The 17,865-nt window shown below is 60.6% G+C and carries 16 protein-coding genes; 11 read left to right on the top strand and 5 right to left on the bottom strand.

All coding sequences use genetic code 11. The features are described from left to right. Positions 1–4 precede the first annotated feature (4 nt). From NKF25_RS16985 to NKF25_RS16965, 5 genes are all read left to right on the top strand, one after another. Complete coding sequence (locus NKF25_RS16985; protein WP_253227848.1) at positions 5–643, top strand: helix-turn-helix domain-containing protein; 639 nt, start codon at positions 5–7, stop codon at positions 641–643. Between the two features lie 246 nt (positions 644–889). Next, positions 890–1,249 (top strand): group 1 truncated hemoglobin, encoded by a 360-nt coding sequence (locus tag NKF25_RS16980; protein ID WP_253227847.1) that lies wholly within the window; start codon positions 890–892, stop codon positions 1,247–1,249. 201 nt (positions 1,250–1,450) lie between these two features. Beyond that, positions 1,451–2,731, top strand: coding sequence for an MFS transporter (locus NKF25_RS16975; RefSeq protein ID WP_253227846.1), 1,281 nt, complete (start codon positions 1,451–1,453; stop codon positions 2,729–2,731). 139 nt (positions 2,732–2,870) lie between these two features. After that, positions 2,871–5,615, top strand: coding sequence for a cation-transporting P-type ATPase (locus NKF25_RS16970; protein ID WP_253227845.1), 2,745 nt, complete (start codon positions 2,871–2,873; stop codon positions 5,613–5,615). Positions 5,616–5,687: 72 nt separating this feature from the next. Further along, complete coding sequence (locus NKF25_RS16965) at positions 5,688–6,158, top strand: universal stress protein (RefSeq protein ID WP_253227844.1); 471 nt, start codon at positions 5,688–5,690, stop codon at positions 6,156–6,158. A 16-nt stretch (positions 6,159–6,174) separates the two neighbouring features. Here the strand turns inward: NKF25_RS16965 and NKF25_RS16960 are convergent, their stop codons facing one another. Then, positions 6,175–7,083 (bottom strand): hypothetical protein, encoded by a 909-nt coding sequence (locus tag NKF25_RS16960; protein ID WP_253227843.1) that lies wholly within the window; start codon positions 7,081–7,083, stop codon positions 6,175–6,177. A 387-nt stretch (positions 7,084–7,470) separates the two neighbouring features. Between NKF25_RS16960 and dpsA the strand changes: the two genes are divergently transcribed. Both dpsA and NKF25_RS16950 read left to right on the top strand, forming a co-directional pair. Then, positions 7,471–8,016, top strand: coding sequence for a DNA starvation/stationary phase protection protein DpsA (gene dpsA, locus NKF25_RS16955; protein ID WP_253227842.1), 546 nt, complete (start codon positions 7,471–7,473; stop codon positions 8,014–8,016). A 361-nt stretch (positions 8,017–8,377) separates the two neighbouring features. Then, entirely contained in the window at positions 8,378–9,976 is a 1,599-nt protein-coding gene (locus NKF25_RS16950; RefSeq protein WP_253227841.1) for a long-chain-fatty-acid--CoA ligase, read from the top strand. 19 nt (positions 9,977–9,995) lie between these two features. Here NKF25_RS16950 and NKF25_RS16945 read toward each other — a convergent pair whose 3' ends face one another. Beyond that, complete coding sequence (locus NKF25_RS16945; protein ID WP_253227840.1) at positions 9,996–10,616, bottom strand: TetR/AcrR family transcriptional regulator; 621 nt, start codon at positions 10,614–10,616, stop codon at positions 9,996–9,998. Positions 10,617–10,837: 221 nt separating this feature from the next. Here NKF25_RS16945 and NKF25_RS16940 point away from each other — a divergent pair, with 221 nt between their 5' ends. Continuing rightward, positions 10,838–11,200 (top strand): hypothetical protein, encoded by a 363-nt coding sequence (locus tag NKF25_RS16940; protein WP_253227839.1) that lies wholly within the window; start codon positions 10,838–10,840, stop codon positions 11,198–11,200. A gap of 5 nt (positions 11,201–11,205) precedes the next feature. Here NKF25_RS16940 and NKF25_RS24485 read toward each other — a convergent pair whose 3' ends face one another. Next, a complete protein-coding gene (locus NKF25_RS24485) occupies positions 11,206–12,177 on the bottom strand; it encodes a CPBP family glutamic-type intramembrane protease (RefSeq protein ID WP_253227838.1) in 972 nt (323 codons plus the stop codon). Between the two features lie 263 nt (positions 12,178–12,440). On the opposite strand from NKF25_RS24485, the gene NKF25_RS16930 reads away from it, so the two are divergent. Then, a complete protein-coding gene (locus NKF25_RS16930; protein WP_253227837.1) occupies positions 12,441–14,390 on the top strand; it encodes a bacterio-opsin activator domain-containing protein in 1,950 nt (649 codons plus the stop codon). 97 nt (positions 14,391–14,487) lie between these two features. Further along, a complete protein-coding gene (locus NKF25_RS16925) occupies positions 14,488–14,850 on the top strand; it encodes a hypothetical protein (protein ID WP_253227836.1) in 363 nt (120 codons plus the stop codon). A 428-nt stretch (positions 14,851–15,278) separates the two neighbouring features. On the opposite strand, the gene NKF25_RS16920 is transcribed toward NKF25_RS16925, so the two are convergent. Beyond that, positions 15,279–15,974 (bottom strand): CHRD domain-containing protein, encoded by a 696-nt coding sequence (locus NKF25_RS16920; protein WP_253227835.1) that lies wholly within the window; start codon positions 15,972–15,974, stop codon positions 15,279–15,281. A gap of 147 nt (positions 15,975–16,121) precedes the next feature. Then, positions 16,122–16,835 (bottom strand): DUF2270 domain-containing protein, encoded by a 714-nt coding sequence (locus tag NKF25_RS16915; protein WP_253227834.1) that lies wholly within the window; start codon positions 16,833–16,835, stop codon positions 16,122–16,124. 109 nt (positions 16,836–16,944) lie between these two features. Here NKF25_RS16915 and NKF25_RS16910 point away from each other — a divergent pair, with 109 nt between their 5' ends. Then, positions 16,945–17,835 carry an SDR family oxidoreductase gene (locus NKF25_RS16910; RefSeq protein WP_253227833.1) on the top strand — a complete coding sequence of 297 codons (891 nt, stop codon included), beginning with the start codon at positions 16,945–16,947 and terminating at the stop codon, positions 17,833–17,835. Positions 17,836–17,865 lie beyond the last annotated feature (30 nt).

Here is a 17,865-nt window from a genome sequence, read left to right as displayed (position 1 = left end):
AGATATGACCTCCGGTATTCACGTCCAACTCGCGGTGAGCGACGCGGGTGGATGTCCCGTCTCGTCGATCAGCGAGGAGTTGGAAATCGAATCCCTCCGCGTGGACCAACACGCCACGCGGACGGCGACGGGAGTCGTCGGCGAACTGACGGTCGACCGCTCCGACGACGCCGGAACGGAACCGGCGGCGGTCGAGGAAGTGTTCGTCGACGAGACGAAATCGGTGTATCGGTACACGCACGAAGACGAGTGTCCATGTCAGCGCGTGCCGGATCACGGTTGTCCCGTTCGGACCCTCCGGGCGGATTCCGGCCGACTCGTCCTCTCGTTCATCGCGCCCGACCTCGAAACGCTCCGTGGTGTCGTCACCGACTTGCGGTCGTGCTGCGGGAACGTGACCGTGAATCGGCTCACACGGTCCGCGGCCGCCGACGAGCGGTCGTTGCTGTTCGTGGACCGTACAGCGTTCACCGACCGCCAGTACGAGGCGCTCGAAACGGCCCACGAAATGGGGTACTTCGCATCGCCGAAAGGGGCGACCGCCGAGGAGGTCGCAACCGAACTCGGGATTTCGGTCGCCACGTTCCTCGAACACCTCTCGGTCGCACAGACGAAACTGCTCGACCAAATCCTTTCGTCCTGAAACCGCCGTCGGCGGATGAATCACCGGTCCAATAATCGGCGAACCCATTGAACCCGTCGAACCCGTCGAACGTGAACCACGAACCGGCCGGACGCGGTCCACGAATCCGTCGAGGCGAGTCACGAACCGTGAACCGTGTCCCTCGTTCACGTTTCACTTGCTATCAATTCACGCCCAATTAAATAAACCCGTGTATGGTAGTGACCAACCGTATGCGAAATCCCCGCCGACATTCGTAACGACACGATGTCTCAATCAGTGTATCAGGAAATCGGTGGTCACAGTGCGGTCGAAGCGGTCGTCACGGACTTCTACGACCACGTGTTGTCCGACGAGCGACTCGTTCCCTACTTCGAGGGAATGGACATGCAAGAACTACGCGCACATCAAATCCAGTTCATCAGTGCGGTTGCCGGTGGTCCGGTCGAGTATACGGGTGCGGACATGCGCGAGGCACACGACCATCTCGACATCGACGAACCCGACTTCGATGCCGTCGGCGAACATCTCGAAAACGCGCTTCGAACGAACGGCGTCGATGACGACAACGTCGAGGCGATCATGGCGGAAGTCGTCGCGCTCAAAGACCCTATTCTCGGTCGATAACGGACTCTTCAGGGACGGACTCCGTGGGTGTGGTGTTCGAAAACACCGCCGACTCTTCGGACTTTCCACACGGTATCCGTCCGACGAAACTGCCGTAAACCGTCCGTTTATCCCTCTCAATCGGCTCAGTTTAGGTATGACTGCAGATTCGTTTTCCCGAAACGAACCGACCCCGGAAACGTACGTGACGGTGATCGCGGAGTGAGTTCCGACCACGACACGAAAACCGTCGTTCTCAGTCTCATCGCGGGCGTCTTCTTCGGCGGCATCGGCGGCGGCGTCGCCTTTCCGACGTTGCCACGACTCGGCACACTACTCGGTTTTTCGGCGCTGACCGTCGGCATCATCCTCGCCATCAACCGATTCACCCGAATGCTGTTGAACACGCCCGCCGGAACGATTCTCGACCGCTTCGGCACTCGACGACCCATGCTCGTCGGGTTCGTCCTGCAAGGACTCGCGCCGTTCGGCTACGTCCTCGGGTTGACGGCCGCGTGGACGAAGGGTCTCGCGGGCGCGCTTCCGCTGACGGCGACCGCCGTGAGCGCCACGACGTTCGCCGGGTCGCGCGTGCTGTGGGGAATCGGGTCGGCGTTCGTCTTCGTCGGCGCGTTCAGCACCGTGACGAAGGTCACGACGACGGAAAACCGCGGCAAGTGGACGGGTTACCTGCGCGGCGGGCAGAGTCTCGGGTTTCCAACCGGACTCGTCGTCGGCGGACTCGTTGCGAACATATACGGGTTCACCCCGGCCTTTCTCGTCGCGGGCGTCGCCGGGTTGTTCGCCGCGTTCGTCGCTTTCCTCGTCCTACCCGACCTCCAACCCGCCGTCGAAACCGACACCGGACTGCGCGAGATACCGAGCATCGTCACCTCCGACGTTCGCATCCTCTCGGTCGGACTCGTGAACTTCGTCGTCCGATTCCTCTTCGCCGGGGTACTCCTCTCGACGGTCGTGGAGTACGCCGCGGCGGTCGGCATCCACATCGGCTTTCTCGACGCGACCGGGATCAGCGGCGTCGTGATGGCCGTCAGCGTGCTGTTCTCCAGCGCTACGACGCTGGTCGCCGGTCCGGCGTCCGACCGCGTGTCGAACCGTGCGTTCGTCTCGATTCCGTCGCTCGGTTTCCTCGCCGTCGGTTTCGGCCTTCTCGCCTTCGTTCCGACGCTTGCCGGGACGTTCGTCGGCGTGGCTGTCATCGGTATCGGCGTCGAGGCCGTGAACATTCCCCTGCTCGCGTATCTGGGCGACATCAGCCCTGAAAACGATGTGGGAAAACTGGGGGGCGTCTACAACGTCTTCGGCGACTTCGGTTCGACGGTCGGCCCGCTCGTCGCCCTCCCGTTCGCCGTCCAGTTCAGTTACACCACGGAGTACCTCGTCTGCGTGCTACTGGTCGTTGCAACGGCTCTCATCGGCGCGCTCACGCTGCTCGGCGGCAACGACACCCAACGTCCGATTTCGGTGCCGAGCGACGACTGAGTTTCAGGCAGTTGGATGAGGAATCGCCTCCCGAGAAAACCACCAAAGCTCTTTCACGACCGCAAACGTGCGGTGATATATGTTTTGTATCCGACGGATATCGACAGTCGAACGCGCCGTTTCCAACCATCCGTGACCGATGAACGCCGTTGAACTCTCGGAAGAAGGACCGACCGAGTGGTATAGCGAACCGCGCGACCGCGTTTTCGAGCGACTGGATTCGGACGAGGGGGGGTTGACCGACGATGACGCCGCGGACCGACGAGCGGAGTTCGGACCGAACGAACTGGAGCAGGAAGCCGGGATTTCGCCATACAGACTGTTTCTCTCCCAGTTTCAGGATTTCCTCATCTACCTGCTGATATTCGCCGCCCTCCTCTCGGTCGCGGTCGGGGTGCTCCCGGGGACAACCCCCAAATACGAGGAGGCGGCCCTGATACTGCTCATCTTGCTGGCGAACGGTCTCTTTGGGTTCGTGCAGGACTACCGAGCCGAGATGTCCATCAAATCCCTGCAGGAACTCTCCACGCCGAACGCGACCGTACTCCGAAACGGGGAGACCGTCACCGTCGATGCCGCGGACGTCGTTCCGGGCGACATCGTCGTCATCGAGCAGGGGTCAGTGATTCCGGCGGACGCGCGACTCGTGGAATCGACGGCGATGGAGACGAACGAAGCCGCCCTCACCGGCGAAAGCACGTCCGCCACCAAGGAATCGGGGACCGTCGACGCAGACGCGCCGCTGGCCGAACGGAACAACATGGTGTACATGAATACGACCGCGATCAAAGGTCGGGGGCGGGCCGTCGTCGTGGCTACGGGGATGGACACCGAAGTGGGCGACATCGCGACCGAGATTCAGGAGGCCGAACCGCGGGAAACACCCTTCCAGAAGGAAGTGGACGAACTCGGAAAACGGATCGGGTTCGGTATCGTCGCGCTGATTCTCGTCATCGCGGCCACCCAATTCGTGTTCACTGCCGCGGGGTGGCTCTCGATACTGCTGACCGGAATCACGTTGGCAGTCGCGGCGGTCCCCGAGGGGTTACCGGCGGTCGTGACGTTGACGCTGGCGTTGGGGTCGAGAAAGATACTCAACCGCGACGCGCTGGTCCGACGACTCCCGGTGGTCGAAAGCCTCGGCTCCGTCGAGGTCATCGTGAGCGACAAGACAGGGACGCTCACCGAGAACCAGATGACGGTCAAGCGGGTGTACTTCGACGGCACTGCCTACGACGTCACCGGAACGGGCCTCTCGACGGACGGCGAGTTTCGACGCGACGGCGAACGTGCGGACGCCGAAGAACTCACACCCCTCCTGTCCTGCGGGGCGTACTGTAACGACGCCGAACGAACGCCGAACTCCGCGGACGAGGAGTATTACGGCGACCCGACCGAGGTCGCCCTTCTGGTCTCCGCCGCGAAGTCGAACGTCAGTCCCGGTCACGAGCGTCTCCGCGAGATTCCGTTCTCCTCCGAGCGAAAGCGGATGACGGTCGTCGCCCGGGAATCGCTCTCCGTCCTTTCGCACGGCGACCCCGTCGATGTCGATTCGACCCCGACCGCCTACATGAAAGGGGCACCGGAGGTGGTTCTGGAACGCTGTGATCGATTCCTCGAAGACGGGGAAGTTCGGGAACTCACGGACCCGAAACGCGAGGGAATCCTCGAGCGGAATCGGAGGTTCGCTTCGAACGCGCTCCGGGTGCTCGGCTTCGCCGCTCGGTCGGTCGATGACACCGAGGCGGACCCGGAGGATATCGAACGGGACATGGTATTTCTCGGTCTCCAAGGGATGATCGACCCGCCTCGGGACGAAGTCCCGGAGGCTATCGAGGACTGTCAGCACGCAGGAATACGGGTCGTCATGGCGACGGGCGACAACCTCGACACGGCGAAAGCCATCGGCCGGGACATCGGGTTCGATTCGGAGACGGCGATGGTCGGCGCGGATGTCGAAGCCCTTTCCGACGACGAACTGCGTGACGTCGTCGAGCGTGTCGACGTCTTCGCTCGCGTATCGCCCCAGCACAAAGTCCGGATCCTTCAGGCGCTTCAGGGGAACGGACACACCGTCGCCATGACGGGAGACGGGGTCAACGACGCACCGGCACTCCGGAACGCCGACGTCGGTATCTCGATGGGCATCCGTGGCACCGACGTCGCTCAACAGGCGTCGGACATGGTGTTGCTGGACGACAACTTCGTCACCATCCGCGACGCCGTCGCCGAGGGGCGTGCCATCTTCGACAACATCCGAAAGTTCGTGAACCTGTTGTTGTCCGCGAACGCCGGTGAGGTCCTCACCGTCTTCTTCGGCGTCTTCGTCGGCACGCTCCTCTTTCCGGACCTGTTCGCGGCCGAAGCCGATCCGCTCATCCTGACGCCGGTCATGCTGCTCTGGATCAACATCGTGACCGACGGCCTTCCGGCGCTCGCTCTCGGAACCGACCCCAAAGCGCCCAACATCCTCGACAGACCCCCACGGAACGACGGTCAGGGTGTCATCGACCGTCGCATGGTGTTCTCCATCGTCTCGATCGGTCTCACGATGACGGTCATCGGGTTGGGCGTCTTCTTCTACGGATTGGCGGCCGTCCGTGAGCTCGTCACGGCACAGACCCTGCTGTTCACGTTCATCGTCACCGTCGAGATGGTCGTCATCCAGGTCATCCGATCCCGATACAACCAATCCCCGTTCTCGAACCCGTGGCTGATCGCCGCCGTCGCCGTGTCGTTCGGTCTCCAACTGCTCGTGCTCTATACGCCGCTGAACGCCCTGTTCGACGTGTTTCCCGTCTCGGCCGCTCACTGGGTCTGGATCGCACTCGGCACCGTCGCGTTCGTCATCGTCACGACGGTCGCCGAACGAACGCTCGGATGAACCCGCAATAGATTCCGACCGTCGGTTTTCCCCGCCGATATCGCTTATCCTAAACGGTCCCGTATAGTCCCCATGGCACAACGAATCCTCGTCCCGATAGACGGTTCCCCGTTGTCCTCGAAAGCGCTCGAAGTCGCGCTTTCGGACTATCCGGATACCACGGTCACGGTGTTGTACGTCATGGACCCCATCGGATCCGGGTTCAACATCGTCGAAGTCATGCGACCGAAGTTCACGGACGGTGCCCCGCCGGGGTCCGTTTCGATGGAGTACTGGAACGAGTGGTACGAATCCGCCCACGAGAAAGCAACGAACCTGTTCGACGCGGCACAGGAACTCGCGGACGAGTTCGACGTCACGCTAGTGACCGCCGTCGAATTCGGCGAGCCGAAACACGTCATCGTCGAATACGCGGAGGAACACGACATGGACCGCATCGTCCTCGGAAGTCACGGTCGGTCCGGTGCGACCCGTCTCATGCTCGGGAGCGTCGCCGAAGCGGTCACGCGGCGGGCATCGGTTCCGGTATTGATCGTCAAGTGATCTGTTCCGCCCGTCGTCAGGTATCCCTGATCGTCGCCCGAAGGTGGCCGGTGTCGGTGGATTTCGTGGGGTCGCGTGTCGACAATCGTAGCTCCCAATCGTGGGTATCGACCGCCCGAGCCCACTCTATCGACACCGGATCGGGAAGGATTCGGTTGAGTTCGATGGCGAGCGGAAGCGTCGGAAGGTAGCGTTCGTCCCCGTCGAGCGCGTATTCGGAGAGCGTGACGAGCCATCCGCGGGATGACGACGTGTCGTCCAGGGGAGTGAGGTGATAGTCGGCCGCGATGGACACCGAAACCAGACGCTGAAGGGCGGTCTCTATCGTCCTCCCGTCGTCTTCGACCGGCGGCATTCGTCTCGACGCGGCTTCGAGGACGTGGTGTTGTTCGTCCGCGGACAACTGGTCGGTCAACTCGACGACCATGCTTTCGAGCAGCACGAGACAGAACTCGTCCCGGTCCGCGACCGACTCCGCGGCGTCCAGATACACGTCCATCACCGCACGCTCTACGCGCTCGTATCCCTCGTCCGCGAGCGTCTCGAAGAGCGCGCCGGTAACGTCGTGACAGAAATCGATGAGCGGCTGTCGGTCGGTAACCGAACCGTCCGCAGTCGATTCGTCCTTCCGTCGCGCCAGCGCTGTCGTGTCTCCGGCCGTCTCTCCGACGAGGGCGTACGTTTCCGGTGCCTCGCAGACGATGAGGTCGTGGTACGGTAGCTGTGGGTCGTACCGACGAAGCGCTGCTCGATACTGTTCGGCGAAGCGGAGTGCCGCCCGTGCGGTGTGTCGGCTGTCGAACCGTCGTCCCGCGATGGGAACCGGGCTGGTCCCCGTGCGGGCGCAGATGATGTGATATACACCGTCGTCCGTTTCGAGCGATTCGACGCTTCGGCGAATGTCGTGGAGCGTGTGTCCTACCATGCGTGTGTCCGTCGCGTTCCCGTGTAATCGGCGTTCGTTGGGGTCCTCCGGCGGTGTGAGGCGGAAGTGCTACGCGTGTCCACCGTTTCATCGTTGCCCTGTTCCATGGTTTTAGGCTAGCCTAAAAACCTAAAAGTGTTTTGTTCGATGTATAAATGGTGCGTATATCGACACGGTTCGGATGCTTCCATCACCCCCCTCACCTTTTTCGTCATTCAGATCGGTTTATCACCGTTAGAGTCCTCGTAACCGTCGTAAACGGCGGTTGTGATCCCTTCGAAAACGGGTGCATCGACCCCGACAACGTCCAAATAATTTTAGGGCATCCAAAAAAATTGTTTTCCTTTGAAAAGATATATGTGGCTGGACCACGGAGTAGTAGTTGCAATGAGTGTTCAAGAGGAAGTCCGTCAGAAGGCCGGTACGGTCGAGGAGAACCCGGTTCGCCTCGAAGAGGCGAAGGCAGAACAGATCATCGACGCGTTGAACACGGACCTCGCGGACGCGTACGTGCTCTACCATCAACTACACAAGCACCACTGGAACGTCGAAGGGGCCGAACACCACGACATCCACCTCTTCCTTCAGGAAGCGTACGAGGAAGTCGAGGAGGCCGCGGATGCGGTTGCGGAGCGCGTCCAGGCGATCGGTGGCGTCCCGCACGCCAGCATGGCGACTCTCTCGGCGGCCGCGACGGTCGAACCCGAGGACGAGGACGTGTACGACATTCGGACTTCGCTCCGCCACGACCTCGGAATGTACGGCGACATCATCGAGAGCTACCGCGACCACATCGAACTCGCGAACGGACTGGGCGACTACGCGACTGAAGAAATGCTTCGAGAACAACTGGTGGAGCTAGAAGAGTACGCGCACACCATCGCCCACTACCTCGAAGACGACACGCTCGTCCTCGAATCCGCGACGCACTGATTCCGTCGCTCTTCTATCGTCTCGCTTTTGATTTCGTCGAATTGTCGAATATTACCGCAACGACGAGACGACAGTATCCGTTGCGATCCAGCCATCCGTGTTTCCGTCTTCGATGAAAACGAACCGCTCGGGCCGTGTTTCGCAGAGATCGATATCCGGAGTCGTCGATCGGGAGGGGGTGGTCGTTTCGTCAACGGCCCGTGAGTTGACAGCCATCGGAGATTTTTAGGGTGGCCTAAAAGAAAAAGGGTTCGATTCCCGTTCGGGATGTATCCCACCGATTTCATTTTCGTCTCTGTGGGGTGCTACCAAGAGTCGAAATCTTTACCCCCTCTTCCGAAAACCATCTACATGACAGTTCATGAAGAAGGAAATGACGACGTTGGATTTCCTCGACCGCGCCGTTGACTGCTACGATGACGTGGTCGGCGTCATCGCGGACGACGGTACGGAGTACACCTACGAAGAATTCAGCGAGCGGGTCGACCGATTCGCGAACGTTCTGGCGGACCTCGGGGTCGAACAGGGCGACCGCGTGGCGATGCTGGCGTCGAACACCCACTACTTCCTCGAAGCGTTGTACGCGACCAACCATCTGGGCGCGGTGTACGTCCCGATGAACTACCGTCTCGTGCCCGCTAACTACGAGTACATCCTCAACGACTGTGAGGCGTCGGTCGTCATCGCGGATTACGACTTCGCCGAAAAGGTCGAAGCGGTTCGGGATTCGGTGCCAGCCGAGTTTTTCATCGGCTACGAAGCGGACAGAATCGATGGCGATTGGCAGGACTACATGACCCTCGTGGACGAGGCGTCGGCCGACGCGCCGGAGCGGGCGGATATCTCGGAGGACGACGACGCGAGCATCAACTACACGTCCGGAACCACGGGCGACCCGAAGGGCGTCGTTCGAACCCACCGCACCGAACACTGGCACGCCATCGTGCTCAACCAGCACATGGAGATTCGGGACGACGACACCTACCTCTGGACGCTCCCGATGTTCCACTGCAACGGGTGGGGCCACACCTACGCCATCACCGGAACCGGCGCTACGCACGTCTGTCTCCGGAAGTTCACCCCGGAGCGCACGCTCGAAAAGATTCGAAACTACGACGTGTCGTTCATGTGTGGCGCGCCGACGGTGCTCAACCGCGTCATCGCGTTCAACGAGAACAACCCCGACGTAGGGACGACGGGCGACCGCGAACTGCGCATCGCCACGGCCGGAAGCGCCCCCGCGACGGCGACCATCGAAACCGTCGAGGACGACATCGGGTGGCGCATCATCCATATTTACGGGTTGACCGAGACCGCACCCATCATCACCACGTCGAACTCGCCCCGCCGCCTCGCCGAACGCGGGCGCTCCCTGAAGGTCAAACAGGGGAGCGAGGTCATCTGCACCGACGTTCGCGTCATTCACGATGACGGCAGTGACGTTCCCCCGGATGGAGAGACGATGGGCGAAGTCGTCGTCCGCGGCAATCAGGTGATGGACCGATACCTGAACAAACCGGAGGCGACCGACGAGGCGTTCAACGACCGTCTGCCGGGCTACTTCCACACGGGCGACCTCGCGACCATCGACGAGGACGGGATGATCTCGATTCAGGACCGCAAGAAGGACATCATCATCTCGGGCGGCGAGAACGTCTCGTCCATCGAAGTCGAGGACGTGTTGTACGACCATCCCGACATCGCCAAGGCGGCGGTCATCCCCACGCCGAGCGACGAATGGGGCGAACTCGTGACGGCCGTCGTCGTCCCGAAACCCGGCGTCGAACTGTCCGATGCGGACGTGGAGGACTTCTGCCGCGAGCGGATGGCGGGCTACAAGATTCCGCGCAAGATCATCGTGGACGACGACCTGCCGGAAACCGCGACCGGCAAAGTCCAGAAGTACCAACTCCGGCAGGAGTTCTGGGAGGACGAGGACCGACTCATCGGCCAGGGGTAGTCGCCCAAGCTATCGGATTTCAGTTTTTCCGGAGCAGGTCGTTCTCGATGATGTCGTCGATCAGTTCCCGCATCGTGTCCGGCACACCGTCCCTGTTCGTCGTCGTCCGGGTGTGCATCCCGTGGAGGAGAAGGGCCAGGATGTGTTCCGCCGTCGTTTCCGTATCGACATCTCGGAAGGTGCCATCCTCGATGCCCGAATCGAGAATTCGGACGAGTATGTCCCGTAACTCGGTGTCTATCTCCGTGAGTTTCTCCCGATACGCGTCGTTCCGTGCCGCCTGCGCCCACAGTTCGATGAAAACCGACGACACTGCCGGTTCGTCCCCCGACGACGATATCACGACCGACTCCGATTCCGGTCGCGTCGGGTCGAGAAACGTATCGACGACGGAACGGAGGTCCGCTTCGGGGTCGCCCGTCCGTTCCCGAAGTTGCTTCTCGACGAACTTCTCCGAAAACACGTCCAGCAGTGAGAGGAGCAACTCGTCTTTGTCCTCGAAATAGTGGTAGATGAGCGACGGACTCTGTCCCAACTCCTCGCCGATGATCTTGATGGAGAGGTCCGCGTATCCGTGCTTCGCAAGCGCCCGAAACGCGGCCTCCCTGATTCGTTGTTCCGTTCCTCGCTGCTCGTTCATCGTGGTTAGTCGGTATTCGGCAACCGTCGGTATAAGTGGCGAGGAAACCTTCGTCGGCACAGTTCACATTCCCTCGTATGTCGGAAACTCGAACTGAACAACCGACAGACACACGATGGATGGGAACGTTATGAGCCTCGGGGGGAATACAGTGGAACGATATAACACGACAGTTGGCCGTCTCGAAACAGAACTCCGGCGAAGCGGAGGGAGGTTGTAGGATGGCGTGGATAGATACGATAATCATCTTCCTCGTCAGCCTGCTCATCGGTGGGTTCGGCATCTACGTCGGTGCGAGGGTGACGACGGACCGCGCGGGAAGCTACGGTCACGCCATCATCACCGCACTCATCGGGTCGATAGTGTGGGGCATCATCAGCTTCTTCGTCGGGTGGATTCCCATCATCGGCGCGCTGCTCGCACTCATCGCGTGGATCGGCGTCATCAACTGGCGCTATCCCGGTGGCTGGGGAACGGCCATCGTCATCGGACTGGTCGCGTGGTTCGCGGCCGCCATCGTCCTCTACATCTTCGCGCTGTTCGACATCATCACCGCGGGGGCGCTGGGGATTCCGGGCGTCTGAGCCGTTCAGCGGAGTTCGGGGGTCGAGACGGACGAAATCGCTCCGTCCGTCCCGCGTAACCGAACCCACCAGACGATGGCCGCCACGCCGAGACAGATCGCGGCGACGCCGACGAGGCCCGCCTCCGGACCGAACGGTCCACCGGTGACGACACGCGGACCGACCTGTCGGGTAGCGACGAGCGTCACCGGGAGTCGAAGGCCGCTCACCGAAAACCCGTACACGCTCGTCTGGAAGAAGTTCCACGAGATGTGCAACCCGATGGAGATACCCAACTCGCCGGTGAGCACGTACCCGGACGCGAGCATGACACCGGCGAGGACGATGACGAGCGTACTCGTGAGCGTCGCGTTCGGATTGAAGACGTGCAGGACGCCGAACACCACCGACGAACAGAGCGTCGCGGCCGCAACCGCCGCGTCCGCGGATACCCACCGAAACCAGCGGAACCCCTCGGCGAGGTTCGTCAGCAGGTAGCCGCGTATCAGCAACTCCTCGCTGATACCGACGAAGACGAAGAGGGGTATCGAAAGGAGGAACGCGCCGACGAACGACACGTTCGGCGCGGTTCGGAGATAGCCGACGACTCGAACCCAACCGAACGCGACTTCGGCGAAAAATATCGCGGTCATGAGCGCCGCGCCGAGGACGAGGCCGAACCCGAGGTCCAACCACCACGACCGCGAGAGATGAAACCCGAAGTCGGAGAACCGACGACGGTCGAGAAACCGCCCGACGAGGTACGTGAACGAACACACCACGATCAGTTCGACGATGACCCGGACCAACAACCGTCCCCCGGGCCCGAACGATCCGAGTCCCAATCCGACGAATACGGGGCGGAGAATCGGCCTGAACGCGAGTATCACCCCGAACGAGAGGATTCCGAGGACGATTCCGGCGACGACGAACCGCCACGGGAGCCGAAGCCGCCGGTCCGTCCCGTTCCAGAACACCGCTTTTATCGAAGTGAGCACTGTGAATACAGTACGGCGACCCGACTGTTAATCCTTGAGTTCGAAACCCGTGGCGGCAAACCTGTTTCGTAGCTCCCTCATCCCTTCTGCCCTCAAAAACGTCGAGAAATTGAACGAAATACTGTAGTTTTAGGTAAGAAGCCTGCGTTCTCGAAACGGAGAGAGGTCGTGTTCGGTCGCGTGGATCGACCGGACCGAATTACGGGTGACCGAGAAGTCGCCGAGACAGTTCGAGAACGAATCCAAACAGCACTCACCAACACATGTCGTTTACCAAGTCAGTCGAACAGTACGCCATATTCCAGCTCGATCCGGACGGCACCGTCGTCAGTTGGAATCGCGGTGCGGAGAACCTCAAGGGGTATCGAGAGACCGACATCGTCGGCGAGCATTTTTCGGTATTCTATCCCGAAGCCGCCAGAGCGGTGAACTGGCCGGACAGGGAACTCGAATTGGCGGTCGAGAACGGTAGCTTCGAAGACGAGGGGTGGCGTGTTCGGACCGACGGCACTCGTTTCTGGGCCCACGTCAACATCACTGCCCGCTTCGACGATGATGGGTCACTCGAGGGATTCACGAAGGTGACGCGAGACCTCACCGAACGTCGTGAACACGAACTGTACTTGCGTGCCTTCCGGGAGGCGATCGAACAGTCGAGGCACTCGATCTATTTCACGAACGTGGATGGCACCATCGAATACGTCAATCCCGCGTTCGAGGTTATCACGGGCTACACCGCCGAGGAGGCTATCGGCGAGGACCCCCGATTTCTGAACGCAGATGATACCACCGCCGACTTCTACAGGGATTTCCAGCGGACGATCCACGGAGGGGACGTCTGGATCGGAGAAGTCGTTAATCGGCGAAAGTCGGGCGAAGCCTATACCGTTCACCAGACGACAGCACCGATCAAAAACGCCGAAAACAGCATCGAACGCTTCGTCACTATCAACACCGACATCTCCGAACGCAAAGGACGTGAGCGAACGCTTCGTCGGCAGCGCAACGAACTCGAACGACACCATCAGATCACCGAAAGCCTCCGTTCGTTAAATCGAGTCCTGACACGGGCATCGACCCGAGATGAAGCCGAACAGTTGGTCTGTGATCGCCTCGCCAGTTCCGAAGCGTACCGCTTCGCCTGGATCGCCAACAACGGTCCCGGGAACGATATCGTGCCGCATACTTGGGCGGGTATCGAGGACGAACGACTCTCTGACGTCACGATTACGACCGACGATAGCGACCTCGAACCCAGTCCAGCAGGTCGGGCGCTGCAGTCCGGGACCGTCCACGCCGTTCAGGACATCCTCTCCGATCCGACGTACGAGCGGTGGCACGAGCGTGCAGTTCAGTGTGGCTATCGGAGTTCGGCGGCCGTTCCGCTGGTGTACCGGGACACCGTCTATGGTGTCTTGGTGTTGTGTTCGAGCCGTCCGTTTGCGTTCGACGAGCACGAGCAACACCTCCTTCAGGAGGTCGGCGAGCGTATCGGTCATACGATTCACGCCGCCGAAAACCAGCGGCTTCTCCATGCTGATACTGTCGTCGAACTCGAATTTCGGTGTACGGATCCGAACGCCGTCTTCGTCGAGCTTTCCGAGCGGTTGGACTGCTTGTTCTCGATATCCAAGTTAACGCCGACGGCTGACGGTGCCTTCGTCTCGTATCTCGAAGTGGCCGACACGCCGCCAACTAGCGTGTGTGAACATCTCGACCGGAACCCGAGTATCGACGACGCTCGTGTACTCCGTGAACAGGGGAACAGAGGAACGATCGAATGTCTCTTGTCCGGTAACTCTCCCCTTCTCACTCTCACCGAGTATGGGGCGACGATACGGACGGTGGAAGTCGAACGAGGGGGAGCGACGTTGGTTGCGGAAGTCGCGCCGGAGGCGGATACGCGGGGCATCATCGAAGGCCTTCAACGGGAGTTCCCCGAGACCAAATTTCGATCCAAACAGTCGACCGATCGCCCGAGACGGAACGTCGGGACGGCCGAGAACCTCGACGACCGGTTGACCGACCGCCAGTGGGAAATTCTCGAAGTGGCGTATCACGCGGGATATTTCAACTCCCCTCGAGACGTCACGGGCGAAGAGTTGGCCGCGACGCTGGGAATCTCGTCGGCGACGTTCTATCAGCACATTCGGAAGGGAACCCGAAAGGTCCTGGCAGAACTCGTCACGGGAAGCGATGCATCGTCACGCTAGCCTAGTAGTCTAGCCTCCTCCGCCGTCTGTGTTCGGAATGACACTAGTCATCGAGGCTCTTTCTACTTTTCAAACTCGAACAAAGTGGAAGTAGACAATGAGCAAACCACAGTCTCAAAACACCGGCAACTGTGCCACGATAGAGCGCTCCTCTCTTACCGACATCTTTCGGTTGCTTAGCGACGATCGACGTCGGCGGATACTGCACGCGATCCGGGCGCGTAGCGGTCCGATGCAGATCGGTGCTCTCGTCGCCGAACTCGTCAAGTTGGAGGGAGTCGATTCCCGCGATCGAATCGAACTGTCGTTGTACCACAATCATCTCCCACGACTCTCCGATAGCGGGATTATCGATTACACGCCTGGAGAGGACCACGTCGTAATCCGCAAACTACCCGAACCTCTCGTTTCCCACTTACTACTTGCCGAAGAGGTGGATGGGATCCGTCAACGGAGGTGACTCTTGCCATATCATGTCAGTTGCTCAATCTGCATGTTCGAACAAGAAGTGGAAGAGCTGTCGGAAGCGTTAACCCTCGACGAAGAACACGCCGAGGAGTGGGGCGAAGAGCACATCGTCGAAATTCAACTCTTAGAGTGAACGTATCGAACGCCGTCTCGTTCGCGCTTCGATTTGTGTCTGTACTCTCAAAAATCCCGAATCGTTCTCCGGATACTTGTTTCGAGGGCAGGATGAACGCGCCACGGTTGCATACGTCTCTATGGGGACCCTATCGACGCTTCCATCCGTCCACGAAACGGAGAGTGTATTTCCGGTCCGTTCACTAACATCGAACCGAAGCCGATAGAAGCCTCCTTGATGCTTGTCTCGCTGCCGGTCGAAAAACGAGACGAACGGACCGACACGTTCGTTGGCTTAGTGATTCATTACTGGCATTCTTCACTCATAATACTCACGTCGAGCGATGGCGTTCCGTTTCCGTCCGTTTCGCCGTCCTCATCCGTGCTGATAGTCGTCTCGACACCGACATCGACCGATTTTACGGAAAAGAGTCGGCCTCGAATCTCTCCCTCGGGATACGCCTCCGAGTGAACGTTGACATAGGTGTTCCCGTCGGCCATCTCGGAAACGAGTTTGTCGAGCGACGACTCCTCGTACGGCCCGACGAGGTCATCGTCGGAAATCGCCCCCGTGGCAATCGCGTTGGCACCGTGCACGGTCTGTTCTCCCGTCGCATCAGCGTCGATGAGGCTGACGACGTGCGGGCCGTTTTCACCCGGTTTGCCGACGTGGATGTGTGCTTTGGTCACCGGCGCTTCGAGTTCGAACGCGAGGAGTCCGTAGTCGAGGGTTCCGTCCGTCGTTCGGCGGAACACGGCGACGCCCTGCCCGTCGCTGTCGTTCGACGGGACTTCGCCTTCTCCCATCATGGTTCTCGTACTGAACAGTTCCATCGAACCCTGCGCGTCGGAGCTACCGGTATCGGACGCGGACGAACCCGATTCGTCAGTAGACGACGAGTTGGTACCGTCCCCCGCGACGACTCCCGCACCGATTCCGCTGAGGGCTACTGTTCCAAAACTCAGCAACTTGAGGGTCTGACGCTTGTCACTGTCTGGCATTGTGGGACCACTATTTGAATTCTCTCGAATTTACTAATGCCTTGTTGCCTCCTGTGACTCGTTGATATAGAACGTAGAGACAAATGAACTATCAATTCCTGCGTGGTGACGATATCGGTACGAGTCCGAAGCGGGCAACGAAACCCATCACCGCCGTTCGACCTTCCATTCGCCGGGTTTCTCGCCGTGGAACTCGCCCTTGGCTTCCCGCTTCGTCGGCCAGAACGTCAGGAGCGCAGTGGCGACGTAGAAACAGAGCACGCCGACGATGACGAACTCCCCCGAAATCCCGGGAACGGCGGCCGTCTCGACCGGCGTCTCTTTCGGGACGAAGGCCGTGATGCGGAACAGCCACGCAACGACCAGCACCGTTTCCAGCGGGAAGTAGACGTGTTTGAGTCGGCGGGACAGCGCCTCCCATAGCGAAACCTTCAGCGTCGGTTCCCGAAGGTCGTGACCCAACTTTTCCCGCCAATCGCGGTGGACCGACCCCTTCGGGTCGAACGCGTTGGCGAACACGTTCTCCTCGATCATCCGCACCCGCGACCGCGTCGCGTCGTAGGTTCGATACCGGCGCACGTCGAACAGCAGGAACATCATCAGCGCGAACATTCCGATCAACAGGAAGTACGGCGGACTGCCCGTGCTCTGGAACGACAGCGCCAGCATCGCCACGATGACCGCGATGGCCCAATCGATGGTGAGATCCAACCTGTCCAACCGTGTGGACATCTGCGATACCTCGCCCCGGTAGTAGTGCGGCATCAGCGACATGAACTCCGAACGCTCCTCCCCCGCTTTCGCGGCGACGTCGCGGGCATCCCGTTCCTCCGGATCGAACTCGTTGTTTGGCTCCCCCATGGTTGATAGTTGTCCTGTGGTAACAACTGTCGTTCGGTGAAAATGGCTGAGAGGATGTCGTGTCGAGAGTTCCGCCACGGATTTCCCCTCCCGCTCCCTCCACCCAATCATGCCCACTCGACCCGACCTCAGGAACCAAGTGGCCCTCGTCACCGGCGGCACCAGCGGCATCGGCCGCGAAACCGCACTCAAACTCGCCGAGTACGGTGCCTCGGTCGCAATCGTCGGTCGGAACCGGAAACGCGGCCGGAAAGTCGCACGGGAAATCGAGGCCCGGAACGGCGACGGCTGGGCCGAACTGTACGTCGGGGACCTCGCGTCCCAAGACAACGTCCGGAACCTCGCGGCGGAGTTCGAGGACCGCCACGACCGACTCGACCTGCTGGTGAACAACGCGGGGACGTTCCGAAACCGGCGAACGGAGACCGTGGACGGCATCGAAGCCACGTTCGCCATCAACCACCTCGCGCCCTTTTTGCTCACGCATCTGCTCATCGACCTGCTGGTCGAAAGTGCGCCTGCCCGCGTCGTCACGACGACCTCGGAACTGCACGAGAGGGGCACCATCGACTTCGCCGATTTGGAGCGCGAGCGCGACTACGAGGACATGGCGGCCTACAGCCAGTCCAAATTGGCGAACCTCCTCTTCACCTACGAACTGGCACGACGACTGGACGGAACTGGCGTGACCGCAACCACGGCCAACCCCGGGTTCGTGCCCGAAACCGCGTTCACGCGCGAGGCGTCGATTCGCGGGCGACTGACGCTCGGCCTGTTCTCGGTCCTTCCCCTGCCGTTTACGAAGAGCGTCGAGGAAGGTGCCGAAACCGTCATCCGCGCCGCCGCGTCGCCCGAGTACGACGGCGTGACGGGCGAATACTTCAGTGACAGCGACGTCGTCGAATCCTCCGACGAATCACACGACGCCGAGGTGCGAAAGCGTCTGTGGGACGTGAGCGCCGGATTCGTCGGCATTTCGCCGGATTCGCTTCGGTACTGACTGCAACCGTTTTCTTCGCTGACTCCCTAT

Origin of the sequence: Haladaptatus sp. AB643, from assembly GCF_024136975.1 — an archaeon.
Lineage (GTDB): Archaea > Halobacteriota > Halobacteria > Halobacteriales > Haladaptataceae > Haladaptatus.
This window is presented reverse-complemented; position numbering and strand designations above follow the sequence as displayed.

Bases quoted from the DNA above. Each gene is read 5' to 3' on its own strand.
- NKF25_RS16925 (WP_253227836.1), top strand. From the start codon at position 14,488: ATGAGCAAACCACAGTCTCAAAACACCGGCAACTGTGCCACGATAGAG.
- NKF25_RS16980 (WP_253227847.1), top strand. From the start codon at position 890: ATGTCTCAATCAGTGTATCAGGAAATCGGTGGTCACAGTGCGGTCGAA.
- NKF25_RS16970 (WP_253227845.1), top strand. From the start codon at position 2,871: ATGAACGCCGTTGAACTCTCGGAAGAAGGACCGACCGAGTGGTATAGC.
- dpsA (WP_253227842.1), top strand. From the start codon at position 7,471: ATGAGTGTTCAAGAGGAAGTCCGTCAGAAGGCCGGTACGGTCGAGGAG.
- NKF25_RS16985 (WP_253227848.1), top strand. From the start codon at position 5: ATGACCTCCGGTATTCACGTCCAACTCGCGGTGAGCGACGCGGGTGGA.
- NKF25_RS16965 (WP_253227844.1), top strand. From the start codon at position 5,688: ATGGCACAACGAATCCTCGTCCCGATAGACGGTTCCCCGTTGTCCTCG.
- NKF25_RS16930 (WP_253227837.1), top strand. From the start codon at position 12,441: ATGTCGTTTACCAAGTCAGTCGAACAGTACGCCATATTCCAGCTCGAT.
- NKF25_RS16960 (WP_253227843.1), bottom strand. From the start codon at position 7,083: ATGGTAGGACACACGCTCCACGACATTCGCCGAAGCGTCGAATCGCTC.
- NKF25_RS16950 (WP_253227841.1), top strand. From the start codon at position 8,378: ATGAAGAAGGAAATGACGACGTTGGATTTCCTCGACCGCGCCGTTGAC.
- NKF25_RS16910 (WP_253227833.1), top strand. From the start codon at position 16,945: ATGCCCACTCGACCCGACCTCAGGAACCAAGTGGCCCTCGTCACCGGC.
- NKF25_RS16945 (WP_253227840.1), bottom strand. From the start codon at position 10,616: ATGAACGAGCAGCGAGGAACGGAACAACGAATCAGGGAGGCCGCGTTT.
- NKF25_RS16940 (WP_253227839.1), top strand. From the start codon at position 10,838: ATGGCGTGGATAGATACGATAATCATCTTCCTCGTCAGCCTGCTCATC.
- NKF25_RS16920 (WP_253227835.1), bottom strand. From the start codon at position 15,974: ATGCCAGACAGTGACAAGCGTCAGACCCTCAAGTTGCTGAGTTTTGGA.
- NKF25_RS16915 (WP_253227834.1), bottom strand. From the start codon at position 16,835: ATGGGGGAGCCAAACAACGAGTTCGATCCGGAGGAACGGGATGCCCGC.